We start from the raw sequence: 22769 nt of genomic DNA on the forward strand, positions 1-22769 counted from the left end.
GGCCGTCTCTGCAGCGAGAAGTTCTGCCCATGCTAACGAAATATTTCGCGACACCCGACCGGTGACGCGAGGCCGACGATCTGCTAGTCTCGACTATAAGTTGTTGTTAACAACAAATCATCCGCTCACCAACGACGTTGAAGGACTTGCACGCATGAGCCTCACCCCCACCAAAGCCGACCGGTTCTCCTTCGGCCTCTGGACGATCGGCTACAACGGGACCGACCCGTTCGGTGGCCCCACCCGCCCCGACCTCGACGTGGTCGAGGCCGTCACCCGCCTGAACGACCTCGGCGCCTACGGCCTCACCTTCCACGACGACGACCTCTTCGCCTTCGGCTCGACCGACGCCGAACGCCAGAAGCAGATCGACCGCCTCAAGCAGGCGCTCGCCGACACCGGCGTCATCGTGCCGATGGTGACCACCAACCTGTTCAGCGCGCCCGTCTTCAAGGACGGCGGCTTCACCTCGAACGACCGCGCCGTCCGACGCTTCGCCCTCCGCAAGGTGCTCCGCAACCTCGACCTCGCCGCCGAGCTCGGCGCCAAGACCTTCGTCATGTGGGGCGGCCGCGAGGGCGCCGAGTACGACTCCGCGAAGGACGTGCAGGCGGCGCTCGAGCGCTACCGCGAGGCCGTCAACTTCCTCGGCGACTACGTCACCGACAAGGGCTACGACATCCGCTTCGCGATCGAGCCGAAGCCCAACGAGCCCCGCGGCGACATCCTGCTCCCGACGCTCGGCCACGCGATGGCGTTCATCGAGACCCTCGAGCGCCCGGAGCTCGTCGGCATCAACCCCGAGGTCGGCCACGAGCAGATGGCGGGCCTCAACTTCACCGCCGGTATCGCCCAGGCGCTCTACCAGGGCAAGCTCTACCACATCGACCTCAACGGCCAGCGGGGCATCAAGTACGACCAGGACCTCGTCTTCGGTCACGGCGACCTGCAGAACGCGTTCTCGCTCGTCGACCTCCTCGAGCACGGTGGCGTGAACGGCGGCCCCGCGTACGACGGCCCGCGTCACTTCGACTACAAGCCGAGCCGCACCGAGGACATCACGGGCGTGTGGGACTCCGCAGCCGCCAACATGCGCATGTACCTGCTGCTCAAGGAGCGCGCCGAGGCGTTCCGCGCCGACCCCGAGGTGCAGGAAGCGCTGGCCGCCGCCCGCGTGCCCGAGCTGCGCGAGCCGACGCTCAACCCTGGCGAGACCGTCGAGCAGCTGCTCGCCGACCGCTCGTCGTACGAGGACTTCGACGCCGACGCCTACTTCGGCGGCAAGGGCTTCGGGTTCGTCCGCCTGCAGCAGCTGGCCGTCGACCACCTCATGGGCGCGCGCTAGCCGACACCCGCGAACCTGGCGTTCCGTCTCCTGATCCGAGAGGATCGGGGGCGGAACGCCGTTCCGCGTTCCACCCCACAGCAGACCCGGCGGTCACCCGACCGCCCACCACCGAGAACAGGGAGAGCGATGACGCTCGTCGCCGGCATCGATTCGTCCACCCAGAGCTGCAAGGTCGTCATCCGCGACGCCGAGACCGGAGCGCTCGTCCGCGAAGGACGCGCGGCGCATCCCGCCGGCACCGAGGTCGACCCGACCGCGTGGTGGCAGGCGTTGCAGGAGGCGGCCGCCGCCGCCGGCGGGTTGGCCGATGTCGCCGCGGTGTCGGTCGCGGCCCAGCAGCACGGCATGGTCGCGCTCGACGTCGACGGACGCGTCATCCGTCCGGCACTCCTCTGGAACGACACCCGGAGCGCGCAGGCCGCGACGGACCTCATCGCGGAGTTCGGCGCTGCGGAGCTCGCCCAGCGGACCGGGTGCGTCCCCGTCGCCTCCTTCACGATCACGAAGCTGCGCTGGCTGCGCGACGCCGAACCCGCGAACGCCGCCGAGGTCGCCGCCGTCGCGCTCCCCCACGACTGGCTGAGCTGGCGTCTGCGCGGCTTCGGTCCGGCCGACGAGAGCCCACTGGGCGCGGACCTCGCCGAACTGACGACCGACCGCTCCGACGCCTCCGGTACCGGGTACTGGTCCCCCGCCGACGGCGAGTACGACCGCGAGCTGCTCGTGGCGGCGCTCGGCCACGATGCGATCCTCCCGCGCGTGCTCGCGCCGGAGGAGTCCGCCGGGACCGGTGTCGACGGCGGCCTCATCGGGCCGGACACCGTCATCGGGGCGGGTGCCGGCGACAACGCGGGAGCCGCCCTCGGGCTCGGGGCGACGGCCGGCGATGTCGTCGTGTCGATCGGCACGAGCGGGACGGTGTTCGCCGTGACGCCGGCCGTGGTCCGCGACAGCTCGGGCACCGTCGCCGGGTTCGCCTCGGCCGACGGCGCGTTCCTCCCGCTCATCGCGACGCTCAACGCCGCCCGGATCCTCGACGCGGTGGCCGCGCTGCTCGGCGTCGACCACACGGAACTCGGTCGACTCGCGCTCGAGGCCCCGGCCGGGGCACGGGGACTCGTGCTCCAGCCCTACTTCGAGGGTGAGCGCACGCCGAACCGGCCGGACGCGACGGCGACCCTCTTCGGCATGACCCTGGAGTCGACGACGCGCGAGGGCCTCGCCCGGGCGGCCATCGAGGGGCTGCTCTGCGGACTCGCCGACGGCCTCGACGCGGTGCTCGCGCAGGGCGTCACGGCGGAGCGGGTCCTGCTCATCGGCGGTGCGGCGCAGAACCCGGCGGTGCGGGCGATCGCTCGCGAGGTCTTCGACGTGCCGGTCGTCGTGCCGGCCCCCGGGGAGTACGTCGCCGACGGCGCCGCAGTGCAGGCGGCCTGGGCACTGAGTGGTACTCGCCCGGCGTGGGCTGCGGTGGGGGCCGGCGACGGCGCCGACCAGGCGGACGCGGTCGCTGCGGACGCGTCCGGGATCGCCCGGGAGCAGTACGCCGCCCGAGCCTGAGGCGGCACCGGTCGCCGAGCGAACCTCTCCCGGTCACTGAGCGAACATCCCGCGGTCACTGAGCGAACATCCCCCGGTCACTGAGCCTGTCGAAGTGCCACACGCAGAAGCCTCCCGACCTACAACGCCACCCCGGGGGCCCTTCGACAAGCTCAGGGAACGAGTACCCCCACCCCGGTCACCGAGCGCCACCCTGTCACTGAGCGAACATCCCGCGGTCACTGAGCGAACATCCCCCGGTCACTGAGCCTGTCGAAGTGCCACACGCAGAAGCCTCCCGACCTACAACGCCACCCCGGGGGCCCTTCGACAAGCTCAGGGAACGGGTATCTCCTCCCCGGTCACCGAGCGCCACCCTGTCACTGAGCGAACATCCCCCGGTCACTGAGCGAACATCCCCCGGTCACTGAGCCTGTCGAAGTGCCACACGCCGAAGCCCTCAGACCCGCAACGCCACCCGGGGGCCCTTCGACAAGCTCAGGGAACGGATATCCCCCTCCCGGTCACTGAGCCTGTCGAAGTGCCACCGCGGAATCTTCGGCGGGGCGGAGACGTTGGCCCCGGTATGCGATCGATCGTCTACTCCACCAACGGTGACCCGTCCGTCCTGCACCTCGTCGAGCGCGAGCTCCCCGAGCCCGGCCCCGGCGAGGTCCGCGTCAAGCTCGCGTTCTCCGGTGTCAACCCGACCGATTGGAAGACCAGGCGCGGCGGCGGCCCCTCGGGTGGCATGCCCTTCCCCGAGGTCGTCCCGAACCTCGACGGTGCTGGCGTGATCGACGCGGTCGGCCCCGCCGCCGGCGACGCGGCGTCCACGACCACCTTCGCCGTCGGCGACCGCGTCTGGGTGTACCTCGCGGCGCACGAGAGCCCGCTGGGCACGGCCCAGGAGTTCACGGTGCAGCCCGTCTCCCGTGTGGTCCCCCTGCCCGACGCCGCGTCATTCGAACTCGGCGCCAGCCTCGGCGTCCCCGCGATGACCGCGCACCGCGCCCTCACCGTCGCGCAGGACGGCCCGACCCGGCTCGCCCCCGGAGCCCTCGACGGCCGGACGGTCCTCGTCCAGGGCGGCGCCGGGGCCGTCGGCAACGCCGCGATCCAGCTCGCGCGCTGGGCGGGCGCGACGGTGATCAGCACCATCAGCAGCGACGAGAAGGCCCGCCTCGCGACCGCCGCGGGAGCGCACCACGTCGTGAACTACCGCGAGGGCGACACCGCCGCGGCGATCCGCGAGGTGGCACCCGAGGGCGTCGACCTCGTCGTGGAGGTCGCGATCGCGCAGAACCTCCCCCTCGACCAGGCGGTCCTCGCCCCGCGCGGCACGGTCGTCAGCTACGCGAACAACGGCGGTGACTCGATCACGCTCGACATCCGTCCGCACATGGGGCTCAACACGCGGCTGCAGTTCATGCTGCTCTACACGGTCGGCGACGCCGCGCTCCACGCCGCAGCCGAGGACATCACCGCCGCGATCGAGGACGGCGCGCTCGACGTCGGCGAAGACCACGGTCTGGCGCTGACGGTGTTCCCCCTCGCCGAGACGGCTGCGGCCCACGCCGCCGTCGAGGACGACACGGTCGGGAAGGTCCTCATCGACGTCACCGCATGACGTACGTCACCGCCAGGTGAGGTGATCAGGGGCGGTACCGGGTGGCCAGTGCCGCCCCTGCCGCACGCAGGTGGACGAGCGGTTCGGCCATCGCCGCCTCGACGCCGCCGGCCAGCTCCGTGAGCGATGCCGCCGCGAGGAAGATCCCCTCGGTGGGCGCCTGGATCGCCCCGGCGACGAGCATGGTCCGGTCCGCCGCGAGCCCGGCGACCCAGGAGGCGACCTTGCCGTCGGCCGTCTGGTCGTCGAAGCGGCCCTCGCCCGTGATCACGATCGACGCCGTCGCGGCCGCTTCCGGGAGGGCGATCGCCTCACCGACGCCGCGCGCGCCCGAGGTGGCGGTGGCGCCCCACAGCAGGAGGGCGTAGCCCGCACCGCCCGCGGCACCGGCGCCGGGTTCGACCGCTGCTCGTGTCGCTCGGTCCGACCCGAACGCGTCCGCAGCGCGGCTCACGAACCGGGCCAGGTTGGCGTCGAGGACCGCGACGTCCGCAGTGGTCGCACCCTTCTGCGGACCGAAGACCGCAGCGGCACCGCGGTCGCCGAGCAGCGGGTTGGTCACGTCGCTGAGGATGACCGCGCCGTCCGGCGGCAGCGCACGGAGTCCGGCGGTGTCGATGTCGCGGAGCGTCGCGAGTCCGGCGTTGCCGGGCGCCACCGGTCCACCGTCGGCGTCCATCAGCCGCGCCCCGAGCGCGGTGAGCAGCCCGGCTCCGCCGTCCGTGCTGGAGCTTCCGCCGATCGCGAGCAGCAGCCGTCGGGCACCGTGGTCTAGCGCGGCCGCGATGGCCTCACCGAAGCCGACGGTGTGCGCCGCGAACGGTTGCAGGGGGTCGAGGAGGGTGAGGCCGCTCGTCTGCGCGAGTTCCACGACCGCCGAACCGTCGGGCAACTCGAGCCACTCGGCGTCCACCGGGTCGCCGACCGGGCCGGTGACCGTGATCGGGTGCCGACGAGCGCCGGGAACGGCTGCCGCGAACGCGTCGAGCGTGCCCTCGCCACCGTCGGCCATCGGGAGCGACTGCAGGAGGTCATCGGGCCGGACGGTCCGCCACCCCTCGGCGATCGCCTCGGCGACCTCCGCGGCGGTCGCCGTGCCTTTGAATGAATCCGGTGCGATGACGATGTGCCGGGTCATGCCTTCAGCCTCCCACGGTGGACGGGGTCGGGCGGGTCGAGGCCGCGCTCGTCGTCAGCACCTCGACACCGTCGGGCGTGACCACGACGGTGTCCTCGACCTTCACGCCGGGGGCGGTCGGGTTCCAGGCGAAGGCCTGCCATGGCTGGACGACGTCGGTCGCCTCAGGCGTGGCGCGCGGATCGCGTCCCGCGTAGCCGGCCGCACCGCCCTGATGGTGCTTCGTCCACTCGTCGGCGTCGAAGCCCTGCTCGGCGTAGGCCGCACTCCCCGTCCGGAGGATGTCGGCGAGCGAGGCGCCCGGCACGGTGGCGTCGAGGTAGGCGCGTTCGACGGCACGGATGCGGTGCATGTCGGTGGCGAACGGCTCCGCCGGGGTGCCGCCCTCGTCGAACCACCGCGTGAGGTTCACAATGAGCCCGTCGCGGCGGCCGCAGGCGACGAGCATGGCCCGGGAGCCGAGTCGCCCCTCGGTCGGCAGCGGGTGCCGGTGGGCGAGTCTGCCCTCACCGGCGACAAGAAGGACGAGCGGGTCGATCCCGGCCGCGACGAGGCGCCCGGCGAGGTCCGCCGCGACCGCGCGTTCCGTCCAGGCGGGGTCGAGCTCATCGACGAGCGCCTCGAGCGCCGACGTCGTCTCCCGCCCGAGCGAACGGAAGCGCGCGAGTTCGGCCGGGAGGAGCGACGCACGTGCGGCGCGCAGCTCGGCAGTGACGTCGGCCTCCTGGAGCACCCCGACCCCACTCGGCAGCACCGCGTCGATCGGCGTGTGCCACGGCACCGTCCGAACGCGGATGTCGGGCAGCTCCTCGGCCTGCAGCCGCTCCACCTCGTTGGAGGTCGCGACGAGCCATGCGTCGCTCGGCGAGACCACGACCGCGACGATCGGGTCGGCCGCGAGGCTCACGTGGACGCGCGAACCGTCGAGGTACCAGCTGATCGCGGCGGCGGACCGCAGCACGATCGTGCCGGCTCCGCGGGCCTCCAGGAGCGTCACGAGTCGGGCGTGCTTGCGACGGCGGTCGTCCTCGTCCGGCCCGGGCCGCTCGTCGTTCATCGCCGGGCCCAATCGGTCCCGAGCTCGGCGAAGGTGCTGCCGGTGGCGGCCGCTTCCGCGACCAGCTCCTCGATCCTCGGGATCACCGGCCGGCGCTCATCGCCCGTCCCGAGCCACTCGACGAGATCAGCGGGGATGCGGTGCGGCGCTGGGGCCGACCGGACCGCGTCGAGGACGGCGGTGAAGGCGGACGCGTCGGCCAGGGAGCTGACGAGTGCGGCGTCCTCACCCGCCCGGACCGCCTCGCGCGCGCGGAGGAGGTCGGGGAGCAGGTCGGTCCGGCCCGTCGTCCACCGTCGCAGGGTGACGCCGTCGACGAACACCTCGACCTCGTCGCGCGTGTAGTGGAACCGGATCGAGCCGCGCTCCCCGTGGACCGTGACCACCGGGTCGGTCGTCTCCTGCGCGCACAGGGTGAGCGCCGCGGTCATGATCGGGCCGCGCTGCGGGGTGATGCGGACGACCGAGGTGTCGTCGGCCTCGATGTCGTTCGCCCGGTACTGGTCGAGGTCGATGGTGGCGATCGCCGCGCGGTCGGTCGTGCCGCCGAGTCGGAGCATGGTCTGGACCGCGTGCGCGAAGGGGTTGGTGACGACGCCGTCCACGACGGGTGTGCCGTCGAGCGTGCGCCTGCCAGACCAGGCGGCACGCGTCCAGTACCCGACGGTGCGGACCCAGGTGCCCCTCGCCTCGAGTGCTCTCACGGCCCCGATCTCCCCGCTGGCGACGACGTCGGCGATCTCGCCGATCGCGTGCGATCCGAGGCTCTGGAACCCGACCTGGACGAGCCCGCCGGTCCGGGCGGCGGTGGCCTGCAGCCGGTCGAGTTCGTCGTTCGAGGTGACCGGCGGCTTCTCGAGCAGGACGTCGGCGCCGTGCTCGAGTGCGGCGACGGCGAAGTCCAGGTGCGTGTGGATCGGGGTCGAGAGGATGACCACGTCCACCCGCCCGGCGGCGAAGCACTCCTCCAGCGAGTCGCGGAGCGGTGCGTCCCCGGCTGCGCGGTCCTCCTCGGTGAAGGTCCGGTCGACGAGGCCGACGAGGCGGATCGCGCCGGTCGCGGCGAGCGCCCTGGCTGCCGCCACGTGGCTGGCGCCATGGCCATGGATCCCGACGACCACGACGGTCGGAGCGGTGGTGCGGTCGGTGCTGGTCATGCGTCACTCCCTGTGCTGCGCGGTTCAGTGCTGCGCGGTTCGGTGCCGCGTTCCTCGGCGGTGAGGAGCGCGCGGTGGATGGCGTCCGCCTGCTCCGCGTCCAGGGTGCCGTCGACGACGACCGCCTCCAGACCGGTGACGAGCGGGGTGCCGGCGGTGATGGTGGTGCGGGTGGTGGCGGCGAGCGAGACCCCGACACCCGGGTACTCGGCCGCGCGGAGGAACCAGGGGAAGGCGTTCGCTGCGGGCTGTCGGAACAGGACCGTGGTGGGGCGTCGAGCCGGCGTCGGGGCGGGCTCGGTGGTGTCGCTCGCATCCGGGTCGGCGCTCCCGTCGGCGTCGAGGACGAAGGCGACCCACGCCGCACGCGAGCCGTGCGCGGTCGACTCCCCCGGTCCGTCAGCGCTGAGGACGGACCGGTGGGCGTCCGCGGGCAGCCGCCAGAACCATCCGCCATACCCGGCGCCTTCGCGGCCGTTCGTGGCCGGCGATCCGATCGTCACCGTCGATCCCGTCGTCTGGATGACGCTGGAGACGGCGACGCGGAGCGCCGACCTCCCGCTCCCGACGCCAGGCACGGCGAACTCCTCGACGACCGTGCTGCGCGACTCCCGCAGCTGCGTCGTCCCGTCGCGTCCGATCCAGTCGAGCGACTGACGCAGCACACCCGCGTCCACCTCGGTCTCGGTGATGCGCTGGACACCGTGGTTGTCGAGCATCGTCGACCCCTGCCCGGCGACGTAGGTGCGACCGCCCCAGTAGGAGACGCCGTCGACGTCGGCGACGGCCATCGAGAGGCCGACATGGTGGGGGTGGTCGTCGGGAGCGGATTCCGTGACGACGGTCCCGCCGAGTGAGGTGACGGGGTGTGCGAACGGTCGCGGGGCGTCGGTCGGTTCGACGCCGCTGCCGTCGTGGAGGACGAGGACGTCGCGGTCGCCGAGCCGGGCGGTCAGCTCCGGTGACGAAGGGGCCTGCTCGGTTCCCTGCCAGACCGACGGACTCGCGGCCGGGCGGGCGGCGGTGCTCTCCCGGGCGACGAACCGCGGTCGGAAGACGAGTGGGTGTCCACCCTCTGCGCCGCCGATGGTGTCGCGCAGTCTGATCCACGCCTCGGCACCGAGCTCGCGTCGCGGGACGGACACCGTGCTGAGCGCCGGCACCGCGAACGCCGCGAACGGGATGTCGTCGAAGCCGACCACACTGAGCGCCGAGGGGACGGACACACCGGCACCGCGGAGCGCCGAGACGAGCCCGAGGGCGACGAGGTCGTTGAAGGCGACGACGGCGGTCGCGTCGTGCTGCAGCACCGTGTCGACGACCGCCGCGCCGTCCACCAGCGCTGATCCGGCCGGCAGGATGTCGACGGAGAGGTCGTCGTGGTCCGAGCGTGCGCGGGCGATCCCGACCCGTCGGAGGCGATCACCCTGACTCGCGGCGGGCCCCGCGAGGTACAGGATGTGCCGGTGCCCGAGTGCGTGCAGTTCGGCGAGCACCTGCTCCATGCCGCTGGCGTAGTCGATGGACACCGACGGCACGGGCGAGTCGGCGAGCTCGCGGTTGACGAGCACGACCGGGTGCAGTTCGGCGAGCAGCGCTCGAAGCTCCGGTTCGGCCAGGCGGGGTGAGCAGAGGACGATCGCGTCGCAGCGACGACGGGCTTCGCGGGCCGCCGCAGCCTCGTCTGCCGGGTCCTCCTCAGTGTCGGTCACGAGGACGCGGTAGCCGTCGGCCGCCGCGGCCCGGGTGACCCCGCGCAGGATCTCCTGGAACATCGGGTTCTCGAGGTCGGGCACGACGACCCCGATGGTGTTCGTGCGGCCGAGCGACAGGCTTCGGGCCAGCATGCTCGGCCGGTAGCCGAGGGCGTCGACCGCGGCGAGGACGCGGTCGGCGATCGTCGCGTCGACGGTCGCCTTGCCGTTGAGTACACGCGACACGGTGGCCTTCGAGACGCCCGCCTGCTCGGCGACGTCGGAGATCGTCGGTGTCGGTCCAGCACTGGGGAACCGGTTGCTCATACATCCTCGTTCAACTCGTCACGGGTGGTGCCGTCATCAATCATCCTATAGGCTCACCTTGAGAAACCGGTTTCCCGGTTGGCGCGGTCGGCCTGGTCGACCCGGACGTGGTCAGAGAGGACACCGATGCGCATCATCGTCACCGGCGGCGCAGGACGACTCGGGCGGAGCGTCGCGAGCGCCCTCGCCGAAGCAGGCCACGAGGTCGTCTCCGTCGATCGGACCGACCCCGGACTCCCCGGCGTCGAGGGCAGGACCGCCGACCTCCTCGACCACGACGCCACCCACGAGCTCTTCGCCACCCTGCGGCCCGACGCCGTCGTGCACCTGGCGGCGATCGCCGTGCCCTTCAGCGCGCCGGAGCACGTCATCCTGTCGACCAACCAGACGCTCGCCTTCACCGCCCTCACCGCCGGGATCGCCGCCGGGGCGACCAGGCTGCTGGCCGCCAGCAGCCCGACCGTCATCGGCTACGGCGCCCCGCACGGGTGGACGCCCGAGGCGCTCCCCATCACCGAGGAGCACCGGGTCGCCCCGTGGAACGCCTACGCGCTGTCGAAGGTCGCGATCGAGTCGACGGTCGCGATGCTCGCCCGAGCCCACGGCGACGCCGTCGTGACCGGTGCGTTCCGGCCGTGCTTCGTCGTCTCTCCGGAGGAGTGGGAGGGGGCGCCGACGCAGCAGGGGCACACCATCGTCGACCGGCTCGCCGATCCCGCGCTCGCGGCCGTCTCCCTCTACAACTACGTGGACGCGCGTGACGCCGGCCGGTTCGTCGCCGCCTGGATCGATCGTGCCGAAGCCCGACACTCCGGTGAGGTGTACTTCGTCGGCGCCGACGACGCCCTGGCCCTCGCACCCCTGTTCACCCTGCTGCCCGCGCAGGTCCCGAGCACCGCCGGATTCGCCGACGGACTCGTCGACCGAGCCGCCGCCTTCAGCAGCGCGAAGGCCACCGCCCATCTCGGGTGGCGCCCGGAGCACGACTGGCGATCCGCACTCAGCCCCGCCGAGGCTGCCCGGCTCACCGATCTGCTCGCCGCCGACACCGGCCAGCCGGCCACCACTCCTGTTCCAGCCCCAGCCCCACGATGACGAGGACCTCCACCATGCCAGCACCACTCGCCTTCGACGGCGTCCTGTACTTCCCGATCACCCCCTTCGACGCCGCGGGCGAGGTCGACCTTGGGCTCCTCGGCACCCACCTCGAGTCGCGACTCGAACACCGGCCCGGTGGGGTGTTCCCCGCCTGCGGCACCGGCGAGCTGCACGCGATGTCGCCGTCGGAGGCCGCCCGCGTCGTCCGACGGACCGTCGAGGTCGTCGACGGCGCCGTCCCGGTCATCGGTGGCGCCGGAGGAGGCGTGGCGACCGCCAAGGAACTCGCGGTGGCCGCCGAAGAGGCGGGAGCCGACGCGATCCTGCTCATGCCGCCGTACCTCGTCTCCGGGCCGGCGGCCGGGCTACAGGCGTACGTCGAGGACGTCCTCTCGGCGACGAGCCTCTCGGCGATCGTCTACCACCGGAACAACGCCCGGTACACGACGGCGACGATGCGCCACCTCGCCCGCAACCCGCAGGTCGTCGGTTTCAAGGACGGCGTCGGCGACGTCGCGGCCGCCCAGGACATCGTGCTGGCGGTGCACGAGGAGGGACGCGATGACTTCGCCTTCTTCAACGGCCTCCTCACCGCCGAGCTCACGCAGGCCGCCTACCGCGGCATCGGCATCCCGCTCTACTCCTCGGCCGTCTTCGCCATGCTGCCGGAGCTCGCGACGCTGTTCTACCGCGCGTACACCGAGCACGATGAGCCGCTGCGCGAGCGCCTGCTCCGCGAGTTCTACCGTCCACTGGTCGCCCTCCGCGACGAGACCCCCGGCTTCGCCGTGTCACTCATCAAGGCCGGCGTCCGGCTCGGAGGCCTGCCGGTCGGTTCCGTGCGGTCGCCCTTCGTCGACCCGACGCCCGAGCAGACCGACCGCCTGGAGGCACTCCTCGCGACCGGCGCCGACCTCGTCGCCGAGCACGCGACGCTGGCCGCAGGGCGCTGACGATGCCCGGGATCGCCTCCATCACCACCTCGCTCGGCCGGTTCGCCATGCCACGCCCCTGGGTGCCCGAGGCGCCGTGGCTGCATCTCATCCGCGTGGACGTCGTCGATGACGAGGGGGCGACCGGCTCGGGCTTCACGTGGACGCCGACGATCGGGGCCACGGCCGTCCGGGCGCTGCTCGACGACGACATCACGGCCGCCGCCCTCGGAGCGACGACCGACCCCGAAGCGCTGTGGCCGCGGCTGTGGGCGCATCTGCACGAGGCCGGGGGTGGCGGGATCACCACGATCGCGCTCGCCGGGCTCGACACCGCGCTCTGGGACCTCCGTGGGCGACGGGCCGGTCTCGGTCTCCCCGACCTCCTCGGCCGTCGACGCGACACGGTCCGGGCGTACGGCAGCGGCGTGAACCTCCACCTCGACGCCGCCTCGCTCGCCGCGCAGGTCGAACGGTGGATCGCGGCGGGCTACGACGCCGTCAAGATCAAGGTCGGCAAGCCCGACCTCGCCGAGGACGTCGACCGGGTGACGATGGTGCGCGAACTGCTCGGACCGGACCGCCGGCTCATGATCGATGCGAACCAGCGCTGGGACGTCGACCAAGCGGTCTCGTCCCTGGAACGGCTCGGCGTCGTCGACCCGGCGTGGATCGAGGAGCCGCTGCGCTCCGACGACACCGCGGGGTACGAACGGCTGCGTCAGGCGACCGACATCCCGATCGCTCTGGGCGAGAACGTGCACACGATCCACCGGTTCCGCGACCTCGTCGACCGTGGCGTCGCCGACGTCCTGCAGCCGAACGTGGTGCGCGTCGGCGGCATCACCCCCTTCCTCGCGATCGCCGCGCTCATCGACGACGCCGGGCTGACGCTCGCCCCGCACCTGCTCCCCGACCTCTCCGGTCAGCTCGCCCTCACCCTCCCGCAGGTCACCGAGGTCGAGGACGTCGAGGACGCGGGCTTCGTGGCGATCGGCGCCATCGACCCGCCCGGGCCGGTCACCATCGCCGGGGGCCCGGTGCAGGTCGAGCAGCGACCCGGCCTCGGCTTCGTCATCCGCGACCGGGCCGCGGAGACCACTGCCGTCGCGGGCTGACCCGTCCGCCCGGCCGCCTGCCAGCCGGCCACACGCCCCGACCATCACCAGCCGTACCCGCATCCTTCGAGGAGTCACCACCATGCACGACACCGACCACAGCACTGGCTCGATCGACCGCACCACCCCCGCCAGGGCGCGCACCGACGACTCGGACCGCGTCGGCGGCCGTATCGACCACACCGACGGCAGCGGCAACGGCGGCGGCGGCAGCAGCAGCAGCAGCAGCAGCAGCAGCAGCAGCAGCGTGGGCCTCGGCGGCGACACCGTCACGCCCGCAGGTCACACTGGCGACGCCGCGTCCGGCGCGGGACGTGCCGCCGTTCCGACCGTCGACGAGGTCGCCGCGGCGGCAGCCGCGGCGTCCTCCGAGCTCGCCTCCGCCGCGCCCTCAACGCGCGCCGCCTGGCTCGAGGCCGTCGCCGATGCCCTCGACGGACGGGTCGACGAGCTCGTCGCCCTGGCCGACGAGGAGTCCCACCTCGGGACCGCGCGCCTCACAGGCGAGGTCGCGCGGACGACGGGCCAGCTGCGGCTGTTCGCCGCCGTCCTCCGCGACGGTGCCTTCCTCGAGGTCGTCATCGACCACGCCGAGGCCTCCGCCACCCCGCCCAAGCCGGAGCTGCGACGGATGCTTCGGCCGACGGGGCCGGTGGCGGTCTTCAGCGCGTCGAACTTCCCGTTCGCGTTCTCGGTGGCCGGCGGCGACACGGCGTCGGCGCTGGCGGCCGGATGTCCGGTGGTCGTGAAGGCGCACTCCGCCCACCCGAGGCTCTCACGACTGACCGCGACGATCGTGGTCGAGGCGTTGCGCTCGGCGGGTGCCCCAGAGGGCACGTTCGCGCTCGTCGAGGGTCGTGAGCAGGGCACCGCCCTCGTGCAGCACCCGGCGATCACCGCGGTCGGGTTCACCGGCTCACTCGCCGGCGGGCGCGCACTGTTCGACCTGGCGTCGCAGCGGCCGGCCCCGATCCCCTTCTACGGCGAGCTCGGCAGCACGAACCCGGTCGTCATCACCGAGGCCGCACTGCAGGGCGAAGCGGCGCGTGACCTCGCTCGCGGGCTGGCGGCGTCCTTCACGCTCGGGGTGGGGCAATTCTGCACGAACCCCGGCCTCGTCCTCGTGCCGAGCGGCAGTGGGTTCGCCGAGCTCGTCGCGCAGGCCGCGGCGGACGCCGTCGCCGGGCGCATGCTGACGCCGGGCATCGCCGAGGCGTACGCCGCGGGCACCGCTCGCGCCGCCGGCCATCCCGGGGTGCGGACGCTCCTCGGCGGCGAGACGGCGGCTGCGGATTCCGGCGTTCCGACCGTCCTCGCGACCACCGCCGCGACGGTCCTCGACGCGCCCGACGTCCTGCTCGAGGAGATCTTCGGACCGGCGACGCTCGTCATCGAGGTCGCGGACGACGCCGAGCTGCACGCGGTCCTGGCCGAGGTCGGTGGCGCGCTCACGGCGACCGTGCACGCCGCGCCCGGTGAGGACATCACCGGTCTCGTGTCACGGCTCGAGCCGATCGCCGGCCGGGTGCTCTTCGGGGGCTGGCCGACGGGTGTCGCTGTGGGCTGGGCGCAGCACCACGGCGGACCGTGGCCGGCGACAACCTCGCTCCACACCTCGGTGGGCGCGTCGGCGGTGCGCCGCTTCCAGCGCCCGATCGTCTACCAGGACGCACCCGAGCGCGTGCTCCCCGAGGCCCTGCACGAAGCGAACCCGCTCGGTCTACCCCGCCGCGTCGACGGCGCCCTCGAACTCCCCGTCCCAGCCCGCGCCTGACCAGCGTCCTGTCCGTCCCCAACTCAGGACTCCCCCGGCGTGCCGCCCCAGCCCAGCCCCGACACACCGGACATCTCCTGAGTTGGGGACACCCCACCGCCCACACCCACCCCTGTTCACAACTCAGGACCCACCCGGCGCGCCACCCACCCCAGCGCCCGCCCCACACCCCAACACACCGCACCCGTCCTGAACTGCGAACACCGCGACCACCGTCCCCAACTCAGGACTCCCCCGGCGCGCCGCCCCAGCCCAGCCCCGACACACCCGACATCTCCTGAGTTGGGGACACCCCACCGCCCACGTTCACAACTCAGGACCCACCCGGCGCGCCACCCACCCAGCCCCGTCCCACACCCCAACACACCGCACCCGTCCTGAACTGCGAACACCGCGACCACCGTCCCCAACTCAGGACTCCCCCGGCGCGCCGCCCCAACCCAGCCCCGACACACCGGACTTCTCCTGAGTTGGGGACACCCCACCGCCCACGTTCACAACTCAGGACGCACCCGGCGCGCCACCCACCCCAGCCACGTTCCAGACCCCAACACACCGCAACCATCCTGAATTGCGAACACCGTGACCGCCGTCCCCAACTCAGGACTCCTCCGGCGCGCCGCTTCAGCCCGGGTACGACACACCAAACGTCTCCTGAGTTGGGGACGAAACCAGGGCGAGTCAGGCGAGGGCGGCGGCGAGCCAGGCGCGCAGCTCGGCCTGCATCGGCGCGGACCAGCTGTGCGGTTCGTCGTGGAAGGTGCCCGTGTAGGCCGAGCGCTCGCCACCGGACCGGTACCGCTCCGTGAGGATCGTGTGCGCTTCACGCATACCGGACGGTTCGAAGAGCTCGTCGCGCTCGGCGTACTGGACGAGCAACGGCAAGCGGGGCCGCAGGGATGCAAGCTCCGGCCAGTCGCCGACCCGTGACAGTCCCGGTGAGAGGAATGACCACGAGTGCTGATCGGCGTGCCCGTCGAGCACACCGTCGAACGTCGACATCATCGCGACCACGCCGGCAGCACGGATCCGGTCGTCCATGGCAGCGAGGAGGACGGCCCGGGCACCACCACCGGAGAGGCCGAAGCACGCGAGGGCGCCGGAACGGACCCCGGGCGTGGCCGCCAGCTGGTCGAGCGCGATGAGGTCGTCGCGGAGGACGAGCCCGGCGAACGACGTGCCCAAGACGCCCAGCTCCTTCGCGAGCTGCGGTTCGTTCACAGCCGCGAGGAGCTCGGACCGTTGCCCGGCCGACACCGCCGCGACCTCCATCCCGCGTCGGATCGACTCAGCCCGACGACCGGCGAGCTGCAGGTCGACGGTCCGATGGAAGCGTTCGGCGACGGCCTCGTCCGGGATCCGCCGGGAGCCCCACCCGAACGCATCGTGGACGAGCACCGCGAACCCGTCACGCGCGAGGTCGGACGCGACGGCGCGGCCTCCGTAGTAGCGGTCGCGGAACGCCTGCACCTCCTCGCGCGTGACGGTCGACGTCGCGGGGACGGCATCGGGTCCGTCCGCGAGTTTCTCCCGCCCGACGCGGGTGAACCCACCGTGGTCGTGCAGCGCCAGCGCACCCGGGAGCACGCCGCTCTCGCTGGCCGGACGCAGGAGCCACGCCGACGTCGGTGCGCCGAACCCGGTGAACCAGCGGAGCTCGACCCCGTCGACGCCGTCACGGGTCCAACATCCGAGATCCTCGGCCGGTTCGGGCTGCGCCGGTCGCGGGAGGAGGCCGAGGACCTCGGCGAGGCGCGTGCGCGTGGCGTCGAGCGATCCGTCTGCGGTACTGACGCCCCGGATCGACTCGCGGAAGCGGGCGGCGAGCGCCCGCAGACCGGGGTCGCGCGCAGGTGGCGCTGTGACCGGTCGGGACCGCACCTCGACCGGCTCGGTGACCGGGACCTGGTCCACGACCGGGACGTGGCCGGCGACCGATACGGGATCGTCCCGCACGGCAGCATCCGGGACCGGGACCGACTCTGTCCGGGACCGAACCTCGACAGGCTCGGCGACCGGAACAGACTCACCGGCCGGGACGGACTCGGCGATCTGGGCGGGCTCGGTCACCGGCTCAGTGGCCGGGGTCGACCCGACGTCCGGGTCGGCGCCGGACCCGGCCTCCGAGCCGCTGCTCACGGTGCGATCGTCGCCACCGGACGCCCGGTCAGCAGCGACTCGTTCCCGGCGATGCCGACCGAGATCGCCCGGACGCCGTCGTCGTAGCCGGCGGGCCGTCCCAGTTCGTCCTCGGTGACGCGGTCGAAGAGGTGCCGCAGCAGGAACGCGTCGCCGCCGCCGTGTCCACCGACGCCCTCGGGGATCTCGATCTCGCGGGCCTCCTCCCAGTGGCGTTGCAGCACGAGGCGCTCCCCACGCGAGCGCACCGGCGCGACGGACACGGCGTCGTCCGCGGTCTCGCCGTCGCCGCTCAGACTCGGGTCGAGGACGACGCGCCCGTCGGCCCCCACGAGCACGGAGGCGCGCTCCACGACCTCGAGCTCGACCCTGCCCTCCGTCCCGTTGACGGCGACGCGGTACCCCTCCCACGGCGCGTGGGCGTTCAGGGAGTAGCTGAGCGAGGCGCCGCCGTCGTACTCGACGAGGACGGACAGGTTGTCCTCGATGTCGATCCCGGGCGAGAAGACGTCGCGGTCGCGCAGGTACCCGTCGTGCTGCTCGGCCCGCAGATAGAGCGACTCGAGCCGCGGGTCGTCACGCAGGTCGAGGGCGAACGGGTCGGTCGAGCGACCACGAGCCGCCGCCTCGGCGTCGTCCGGTACCGATCCACGCCCCGGACGCGCCGCGAGCCCGCGCTCGGCCGCGTTGGCGTCACCGTAGAAGCGGAGTCCTCCGGCGGCGTAGACGGAGGCCGGCCGAGCCCCGATCCACCAGTTGACGAGGTCGAAGTGGTGCGACGCCTTGTGGATGAGGAGCCCGCCGGAGTGCTCCTTCTCGCGGTGCCAGCGGCGGAAGTAGTCGGCGCCGTGCACGGTGTCGAGCACCCACTCGAAGTGCACGCTCGTCACCCGTCCGATACCACCGTCCTGCACGATGCGGCGCAGCTCCGAGTTCCGCGGGCTGTAGCGGTAGTTGAAGGTCGTGACGACGTTCCGGCCGCTCTCGGCGACGGCCGCCGCGATGCGCTCGACGCCCTCGCGATCGATGGTGAGCGGCTTCTCGACGACGACGTCGGCGCCTGCGAGGAGCGCGCGCGAGACGACCTCGGCGTGCGTGAAGTCAGGGGTCGTCACGATCACCCGGTCGACGCGCTGCTCCGCGATGAGCCGCTCGACGTCGTCCGGGCCGTATCGAGCCGGCAGCGGGACACCCTGCTCGGCGAGGACAGCCTCGTAGTGGTCGAGCCGGCCGGGGTTGCTGTCGCTCCAGGCGACGAGCTCGGCGACGTCGGCGTGCGGGCCGGTGATGGCGTCGAGGTACATCTGCGAGCGGTGTCCAGTGCCGATGAGAGCGTAGCGTTCGCGGGGCGTGGTCATGCGTGTGGGTCCTTCCGGGTCGGTGCGGCGAGCGCTGTGGTCGGCGCGTTGTCGTGGTGATCGGCGCGGCCCGAACGCGACCGTTCGAGCGCGTCTCGACCGGATGCGGCGAGCGCAGCGGCCCGCCCGTCACCGGCTGCACCGTCGGCGACGACGACGGCGTAGCGGAACGCGAGGGTCTCGTCGGCGCCGAACGGCAGCTCCTCGCTGAAGAACGGGGCCGGACAGAGGCCGGCGAACTCCTCGGTGCGTGCGAACCACTGCGGCGGGTGCGCGGGGTTCCGCACGTCGTCGACGATGACGACGCTCGACGCCGCGGCCGTTCCGTCGTGGAGGCCGGTGAACCCCATCCACGCGTGGCGGGTGCCGCGGAGTTCCTCGCCGCCGCTCCCGTCAGGGGTGTGGACGGTGCCTCCGGTGAAGGATCGTGGGCCGCGCCAGAAGAGCCCGCCGTAGCCGGCGTTCTCCCGCCCCTTCGTCGTGGGCGACCCGATGGACAGGTCCCGGCCGGAGACGTTGCGCATCCGGGTCTCGAAGGTCAGCGTCCAGTCGCCGGCGGCCGGTCGCACCGTGAGCGCTCGCTCCTCGTCGACGACGTGCCGACCGTCCTCCGTGATCCAGGCGAGCGTGTGCGCGAACCGCACCTCGCCCGGGTCGGCACGGACGTCCGTGACCGCGACGTGCTCGGAGCGGCCGTTGTTCGCGAGTTGTTCGTAGGCGGTCCCGGTGAAGGTCGGGCCGCCCCAGAAGTTGTCGTCGCCGACGTGAGGGAGGGCCCACGCGATACCGGTGTGCCAGACGTGGTCGTGCGGTCTGGCCAGGGTGACGAGTGCTCCGCCGGCGGTCCGCACCGGGTGGAGATACGGCTTCGGTGACTCGCGCTGGACCGTGTCCGGACGGTAGGTGTACCGCAGGATGTCGGTCCCGTCGAGGTGGACGGTGATGGCCGAACCGATCTCGTGCGTCAGCGCGAGACCGGTCGGACGGGGGCGGTGTTCGGTCGTCACGGGATCCCCTCGGATGAAGCGGTGATGGAGCTGCCGGTCGAGGGGCTGTGGCGGGTCAGCCGGCTGCGACCGCGGCCTTGAGGTCCTTGATGAACCCTTCGGCGGCCTGGTCGGGCGTGTTCTTCCCGAAGAGGACCTGCTCGGTGTACTGCTTCACGAGCGCCTCGATCGCACTGCCACCGGCGGGCGTGACGGTCGGCGGCTCACCGATGTCGTCGGCGAGCCCGTCGAGGAACTCGACGACCGCCTGGTCGGTCTCCGCCAGCTTCGGCGTGATGTACTCGCGGATCTTCGTGTTGGCCGGGACGCCGCGCTCGGTGAGGAGCGAGTCGGCCGCGGTCTCGCTGTTGGCGAGGAAGTCGATGAACAGCGCCGCCTCGGCAGGGTGCTCGGTCCGGGCGGACGCCGACCAGTACATCGACGGCTTGTAGTACGCGGAACCATCGGCGCCGCCGTCCACCGTCGGCACCCGCAGGAGCTCGAGCGGCGACCCGCTCGCCTCGGTCAGGGCCGTCAGCTGGCTGTTCCACCAGGGGGCGAACGCAGCCGAGTTGGTCGCGGTGAAGGACTCGGCGAGCCCACCGGCCTGCTTCTCGATGATCGCGGAGGGCGACGGCGTCGCTCCCGCGTTCACGAGGTCGAGGAGGTAGGTCCACCAGGAGGACAGGGTCTCCGGCTTGATGGACACCTCGCCCTTGTCGTTGTACAGCTCGTCGCCGTGCTGACGGGCCCAGTTGTTGAGGCCGCCGTCCTCGAAGCCGAAGGGCTGCAAGCCGTAGATCGATCCGCCGCCGGCTGCCGAGACCTGCTCGCTCAGCTCGGTGAAGTCGTCCCACGTCCAGGTCTCGTCGTCGGGCATCTCGATGCCGGCCGAGGCGAGGAGGTCGGGGTTCACGACGAAGGAGTAGCTCGTGATGCCCGAGGGGACGCCGTAGAGCGAGTCGTTGACCGTGCCGGACGTCAGCGTCTCCTTGGGGAAGTCGCCGAGGTCGAGCTGGTCGGTGACCGTGTTGAGGTCGAGGAGCGCGCCCCGGTCGCCGTAGGTGGCGATGTACTTCTCGTCCATCTGGATGATGTCGGGGGTGTCGTTCGCCGCCGTCTCGGTGGCGAGCTTGTCCCAGTAGCCGGCCCAGTCCGTGAACTGCGGCTCGATGGTGATGTTCGGATACTCCTTCTCGAAGGCCGCGATGACCTCCTGGGTGGCCGCCGTGCGGGCGTCGTTGCCCCACCAGGTGAAGCGGAGGGTGACGGGCTCGTCGGACAGTTCGGTGGCGGCGTCGCCCCCGGCGCTGCAGCCGGCGAGGAGGAGGGCTGCGACGGCTCCCGTCGCGATGAAGCCGGCGGCTCTGCCGTGCTTGCTGATGCTCATACTGTTCCCTTTCGAATCGATCGATCCGGATCCGGAGCTGCTGGATCCGGTGGTGCTGGGTCTGGTGCTGGTGGTCTGGTACTGGTGCTTCGGTGGTGCTGATCGGTGGGTCGGGCCTCACTTGCCGCCGGTCGTCGCGATGCCCTTCAACAGGAACCGCTGACCGAACAGGAAGACGAGGAAGATCGGCAGGAGCGAGACGACACTCATCGCGAACATCGGCCCCCACGAGGTGGACGACTGCGCGTCCATGAACGCCCGGAGCGCGAGCGGCACCGTGTACATCTCCGGTTTCGTCAGGTACAGGAGCTGACTGAAGAAGTCGTTCCAGGTCCAGATGAAGGTGAAGATGGCGGTCGTCGCGAGCGCCGGCACCATGAGCGGCAGGATGATGACCCCGAAGATGCGGGGGTGGCCGCAGCCGTCGATGCGTGCCGCCTCGTCGAGTTCCTTCGGGATGCCGCGGATGAACTGCACCATGAGGAAGACGAAGAACGCGTCGGTCGCGAGGATCTTCGGCAGGATCAGCGGCAGGTACGTATTCACGAAGCCGAGCTGGGAGAACATGATGTACTGCGGCACGATGATGACGTGGATCGGCAGCATGAGCGTCATGAGCATCGCCGCGAACCACCAGCGCTTGCCGCTGAACTTCAGCCGGGCGAAGGCGTAGGCGGCCATCGAGCAGGACACGAGGTTGCCGACGATGCACCCGAGGACGATGAGCACGGAGTTCAGCAGGAACACGTGGAACGGCTCGGAAAGGGTGTTCCAGCCCTCGCTGTAGTTGCTCACCTCGAAGCTGTCGAGGACGATGCCGGGGTTCCGGAAGATCTCCTCCGTCGGGCGGAGCGAGGAGACGACGAGCCAGATCACCGGGTAGAGCATGATGAAGCCGACGAGGATGAGGCCGATGTGCTTCAGGACCGACTTCCAGGGCGACCAGCCACGAGCGCGGCGGTACTGGCGTTCGGCCTCCTTGGCCTCGCGACTGCGGTTCTTGCTGTCCGTCGTGATGGACCGTGTGGTCAGCGTGTCAGTCATCGTAGTTCACCCAGTATTTCGAGGCCCAGAAGTTGATCGCGGTGAAGACTCCGATGATGAGGAGCAGGAACCAGGCCATGGCCGAGGCGTAGCCCATGTCGAAGTTCGAGAAGCCGCGGTTGTAGAGGTACAGCGTGTAGAACAGCGTCGAGTCGGCCGGGCCGCCCGTTCCGCCCGACACGATGAAGGCCTGCGTGAAGGCCTGGAACGCGTGGATGATCTGCAGCACGAGGTTGAAGAAGATGATCGGGGTGAGCAGCGGCAGGGTGATCTTGGTGAAGCGCTGCCACTTCGTCGCGCCGTCCATCTGCGCCGCCTCGTGGTACATGACGGGGATCTGGCGGAGACCGGCGAGGAAGATCACCATCGGTGCGCCGAAGGTCCACACGTTGAGCGTGATGAGGGTCGAGAGGGCGGTCGACGGGTCGGCGATCCAGCTGCGGCCTTCGATCCCGAAGATCGCGATGAACTGGTTCACGAGGCCTTCGCCGCCGAACACCTGCTTCCACAGCACCGCGATGGCGACGGAGGAGCCGAGGAGCGACGGCAGGTAGTACACGGACCGGTAGATCGCGAGGCCGCGGAGACCGCGGTCGAGCAGGGCGGCCAGGGCCAGCGCCGCGGCGAGCTGGAGCGGCACCGAGACGAAGACGTACACGAAGGTGACGCCGAGCGAGTTGTGGAGCCGCTCGTCGCCCATCATGCGGATGAAGTTGTCGAGGCCGATGAACTTCGGCGCCTGCAGCAGGTTGTACTTCGTGAAGGACAGCGCGAGCGAGGCGACCATCGGGCCGACGGTGATGACGGCGAGTCCGATGAGCCACGGGAGGAGGAACAGGTAGGCGGCCTTGTTGTCGCGGCGGTTGTCCTTCTTGATGAAGGCCTTCTCGGCCGCCGTCTGCGGGCGTTTGCCGGCGCTGAGCTTGCGGAGCTCGCCGAGCGCGCTCACCGAACACCCCTCGCGAGTGTCGTCCTGGGTGCCCCTGGAGTTGCACGGACCACGTCGGACCTCCTTGTCGATCGTCGTTGATGACTTCCCG

Annotated in this window: 17 protein-coding genes; 7 read left to right on the top strand and 10 right to left on the bottom strand. The window is 71.6% G+C overall.

Translation table 11 applies throughout. From position 1 onward, the window contains the following. The first annotated feature begins 154 nt into the window (after positions 1–154). The 3 genes from xylA (at position 155) to IFR14_RS17130 (ending at position 4517) form a co-directional block, all read left to right on the top strand. Positions 155–1345 (top strand): xylose isomerase, encoded by a 1191-nt coding sequence (gene xylA, locus IFR14_RS17120; RefSeq protein WP_064295008.1) that lies wholly within the window; start codon positions 155–157, stop codon positions 1343–1345. 129 nt (positions 1346–1474) lie between these two features. Next, positions 1475–2908, top strand: a complete 1434-nt coding sequence (gene xylB, locus IFR14_RS17125) for a xylulokinase (protein ID WP_191941729.1) — start codon at positions 1475–1477, stop codon at positions 2906–2908. A 565-nt stretch (positions 2909–3473) separates the two neighbouring features. Beyond that, positions 3474–4517 (top strand): NADPH:quinone reductase, encoded by a 1044-nt coding sequence (locus IFR14_RS17130; protein ID WP_191941730.1) that lies wholly within the window; start codon positions 3474–3476, stop codon positions 4515–4517. Between the two features lie 25 nt (positions 4518–4542). On the opposite strand, the gene IFR14_RS17135 is transcribed toward IFR14_RS17130, so the two are convergent. From IFR14_RS17135 to IFR14_RS17150, 4 genes are read right to left on the bottom strand one after another with little or no spacing between them, the layout of a single operon-like run. After that, the gene (locus IFR14_RS17135; protein WP_191941731.1) at positions 4543–5655 is read right to left on the bottom strand and encodes a glycerate kinase; all 1113 of its coding nucleotides are present in this window, start codon (positions 5653–5655) and stop codon (positions 4543–4545) included. A gap of 4 nt (positions 5656–5659) precedes the next feature. After that, positions 5660–6712, bottom strand: coding sequence for a M24 family metallopeptidase (locus IFR14_RS17140; protein WP_194719004.1), 1053 nt, complete (start codon positions 6710–6712; stop codon positions 5660–5662). Continuing rightward, complete coding sequence (locus tag IFR14_RS17145; RefSeq protein ID WP_191941732.1) at positions 6709–7869, bottom strand: Gfo/Idh/MocA family protein; 1161 nt, start codon at positions 7867–7869, stop codon at positions 6709–6711. The genes IFR14_RS17140 and IFR14_RS17145 overlap by 4 nt, the downstream gene beginning before the upstream one ends. Continuing rightward, positions 7866–9890, bottom strand: a complete 2025-nt coding sequence (locus tag IFR14_RS17150) for a DUF6807 family protein (protein WP_191941733.1) — start codon at positions 9888–9890, stop codon at positions 7866–7868. The genes IFR14_RS17145 and IFR14_RS17150 overlap by 4 nt, the downstream gene beginning before the upstream one ends. Positions 9891–10016: 126 nt before the next feature. On the opposite strand from IFR14_RS17150, the gene IFR14_RS17155 reads away from it, so the two are divergent. The 4 genes from IFR14_RS17155 (at position 10017) to IFR14_RS17170 (ending at position 14812) form a co-directional block, all read left to right on the top strand. Continuing rightward, positions 10017–10985, top strand: a complete 969-nt coding sequence (locus IFR14_RS17155; RefSeq protein WP_191941734.1) for an NAD-dependent epimerase/dehydratase family protein — start codon at positions 10017–10019, stop codon at positions 10983–10985. A 14-nt stretch (positions 10986–10999) separates the two neighbouring features. Then, positions 11000–11941 (top strand): 5-dehydro-4-deoxyglucarate dehydratase, encoded by a 942-nt coding sequence (locus tag IFR14_RS17160; protein ID WP_191941735.1) that lies wholly within the window; start codon positions 11000–11002, stop codon positions 11939–11941. Positions 11942–11943: 2 nt separating this feature from the next. Then, entirely contained in the window at positions 11944–13038 is a 1095-nt protein-coding gene (locus IFR14_RS17165) for a mandelate racemase/muconate lactonizing enzyme family protein (RefSeq protein WP_191941736.1), read from the top strand. An 82-nt stretch (positions 13039–13120) separates the two neighbouring features. Beyond that, a complete protein-coding gene (locus tag IFR14_RS17170) occupies positions 13121–14812 on the top strand; it encodes an aldehyde dehydrogenase (NADP(+)) (protein WP_191941737.1) in 1692 nt (563 codons plus the stop codon). Between the two features lie 681 nt (positions 14813–15493). Here IFR14_RS17170 and IFR14_RS17175 read toward each other — a convergent pair. From IFR14_RS17175 to IFR14_RS17200, 6 genes are all read right to left on the bottom strand, one after another. Then, positions 15494–16951, bottom strand: coding sequence for an acetylesterase (locus tag IFR14_RS17175; protein ID WP_191941738.1), 1458 nt, complete (start codon positions 16949–16951; stop codon positions 15494–15496). Then, positions 16948–18309, bottom strand: coding sequence for a Gfo/Idh/MocA family protein (locus tag IFR14_RS17180; RefSeq protein ID WP_191941739.1), 1362 nt, complete (start codon positions 18307–18309; stop codon positions 16948–16950). The genes IFR14_RS17175 and IFR14_RS17180 overlap by 4 nt, the downstream gene beginning before the upstream one ends. Then, the gene (locus IFR14_RS17185; protein ID WP_191941740.1) at positions 18306–19316 is read right to left on the bottom strand and encodes a DUF6807 family protein; all 1011 of its coding nucleotides are present in this window, start codon (positions 19314–19316) and stop codon (positions 18306–18308) included. The genes IFR14_RS17180 and IFR14_RS17185 overlap by 4 nt, the downstream gene beginning before the upstream one ends. 55 nt (positions 19317–19371) lie before the next feature. Next, complete coding sequence (locus IFR14_RS17190; protein ID WP_191941741.1) at positions 19372–20685, bottom strand: ABC transporter substrate-binding protein; 1314 nt, start codon at positions 20683–20685, stop codon at positions 19372–19374. A 117-nt stretch (positions 20686–20802) separates the two neighbouring features. Further along, entirely contained in the window at positions 20803–21729 is a 927-nt protein-coding gene (locus IFR14_RS17195; RefSeq protein WP_079003233.1) for a carbohydrate ABC transporter permease, read from the bottom strand. Then, positions 21722–22678: a carbohydrate ABC transporter permease gene (locus IFR14_RS17200; RefSeq protein ID WP_079706748.1), complete on the bottom strand. Its 957-nt coding sequence runs from the start codon at positions 22676–22678 to the stop codon at positions 21722–21724. Before IFR14_RS17200 ends, IFR14_RS17195 begins: the two co-directional genes overlap by 8 nt. Positions 22679–22769 lie beyond the last annotated feature (91 nt).

It is taken from the genome of Plantibacter sp. CFBP 8775 (genome assembly GCF_014839505.1).
Classification (GTDB): Bacteria; Actinomycetota; Actinomycetes; order Actinomycetales; family Microbacteriaceae; genus Plantibacter; species Plantibacter auratus.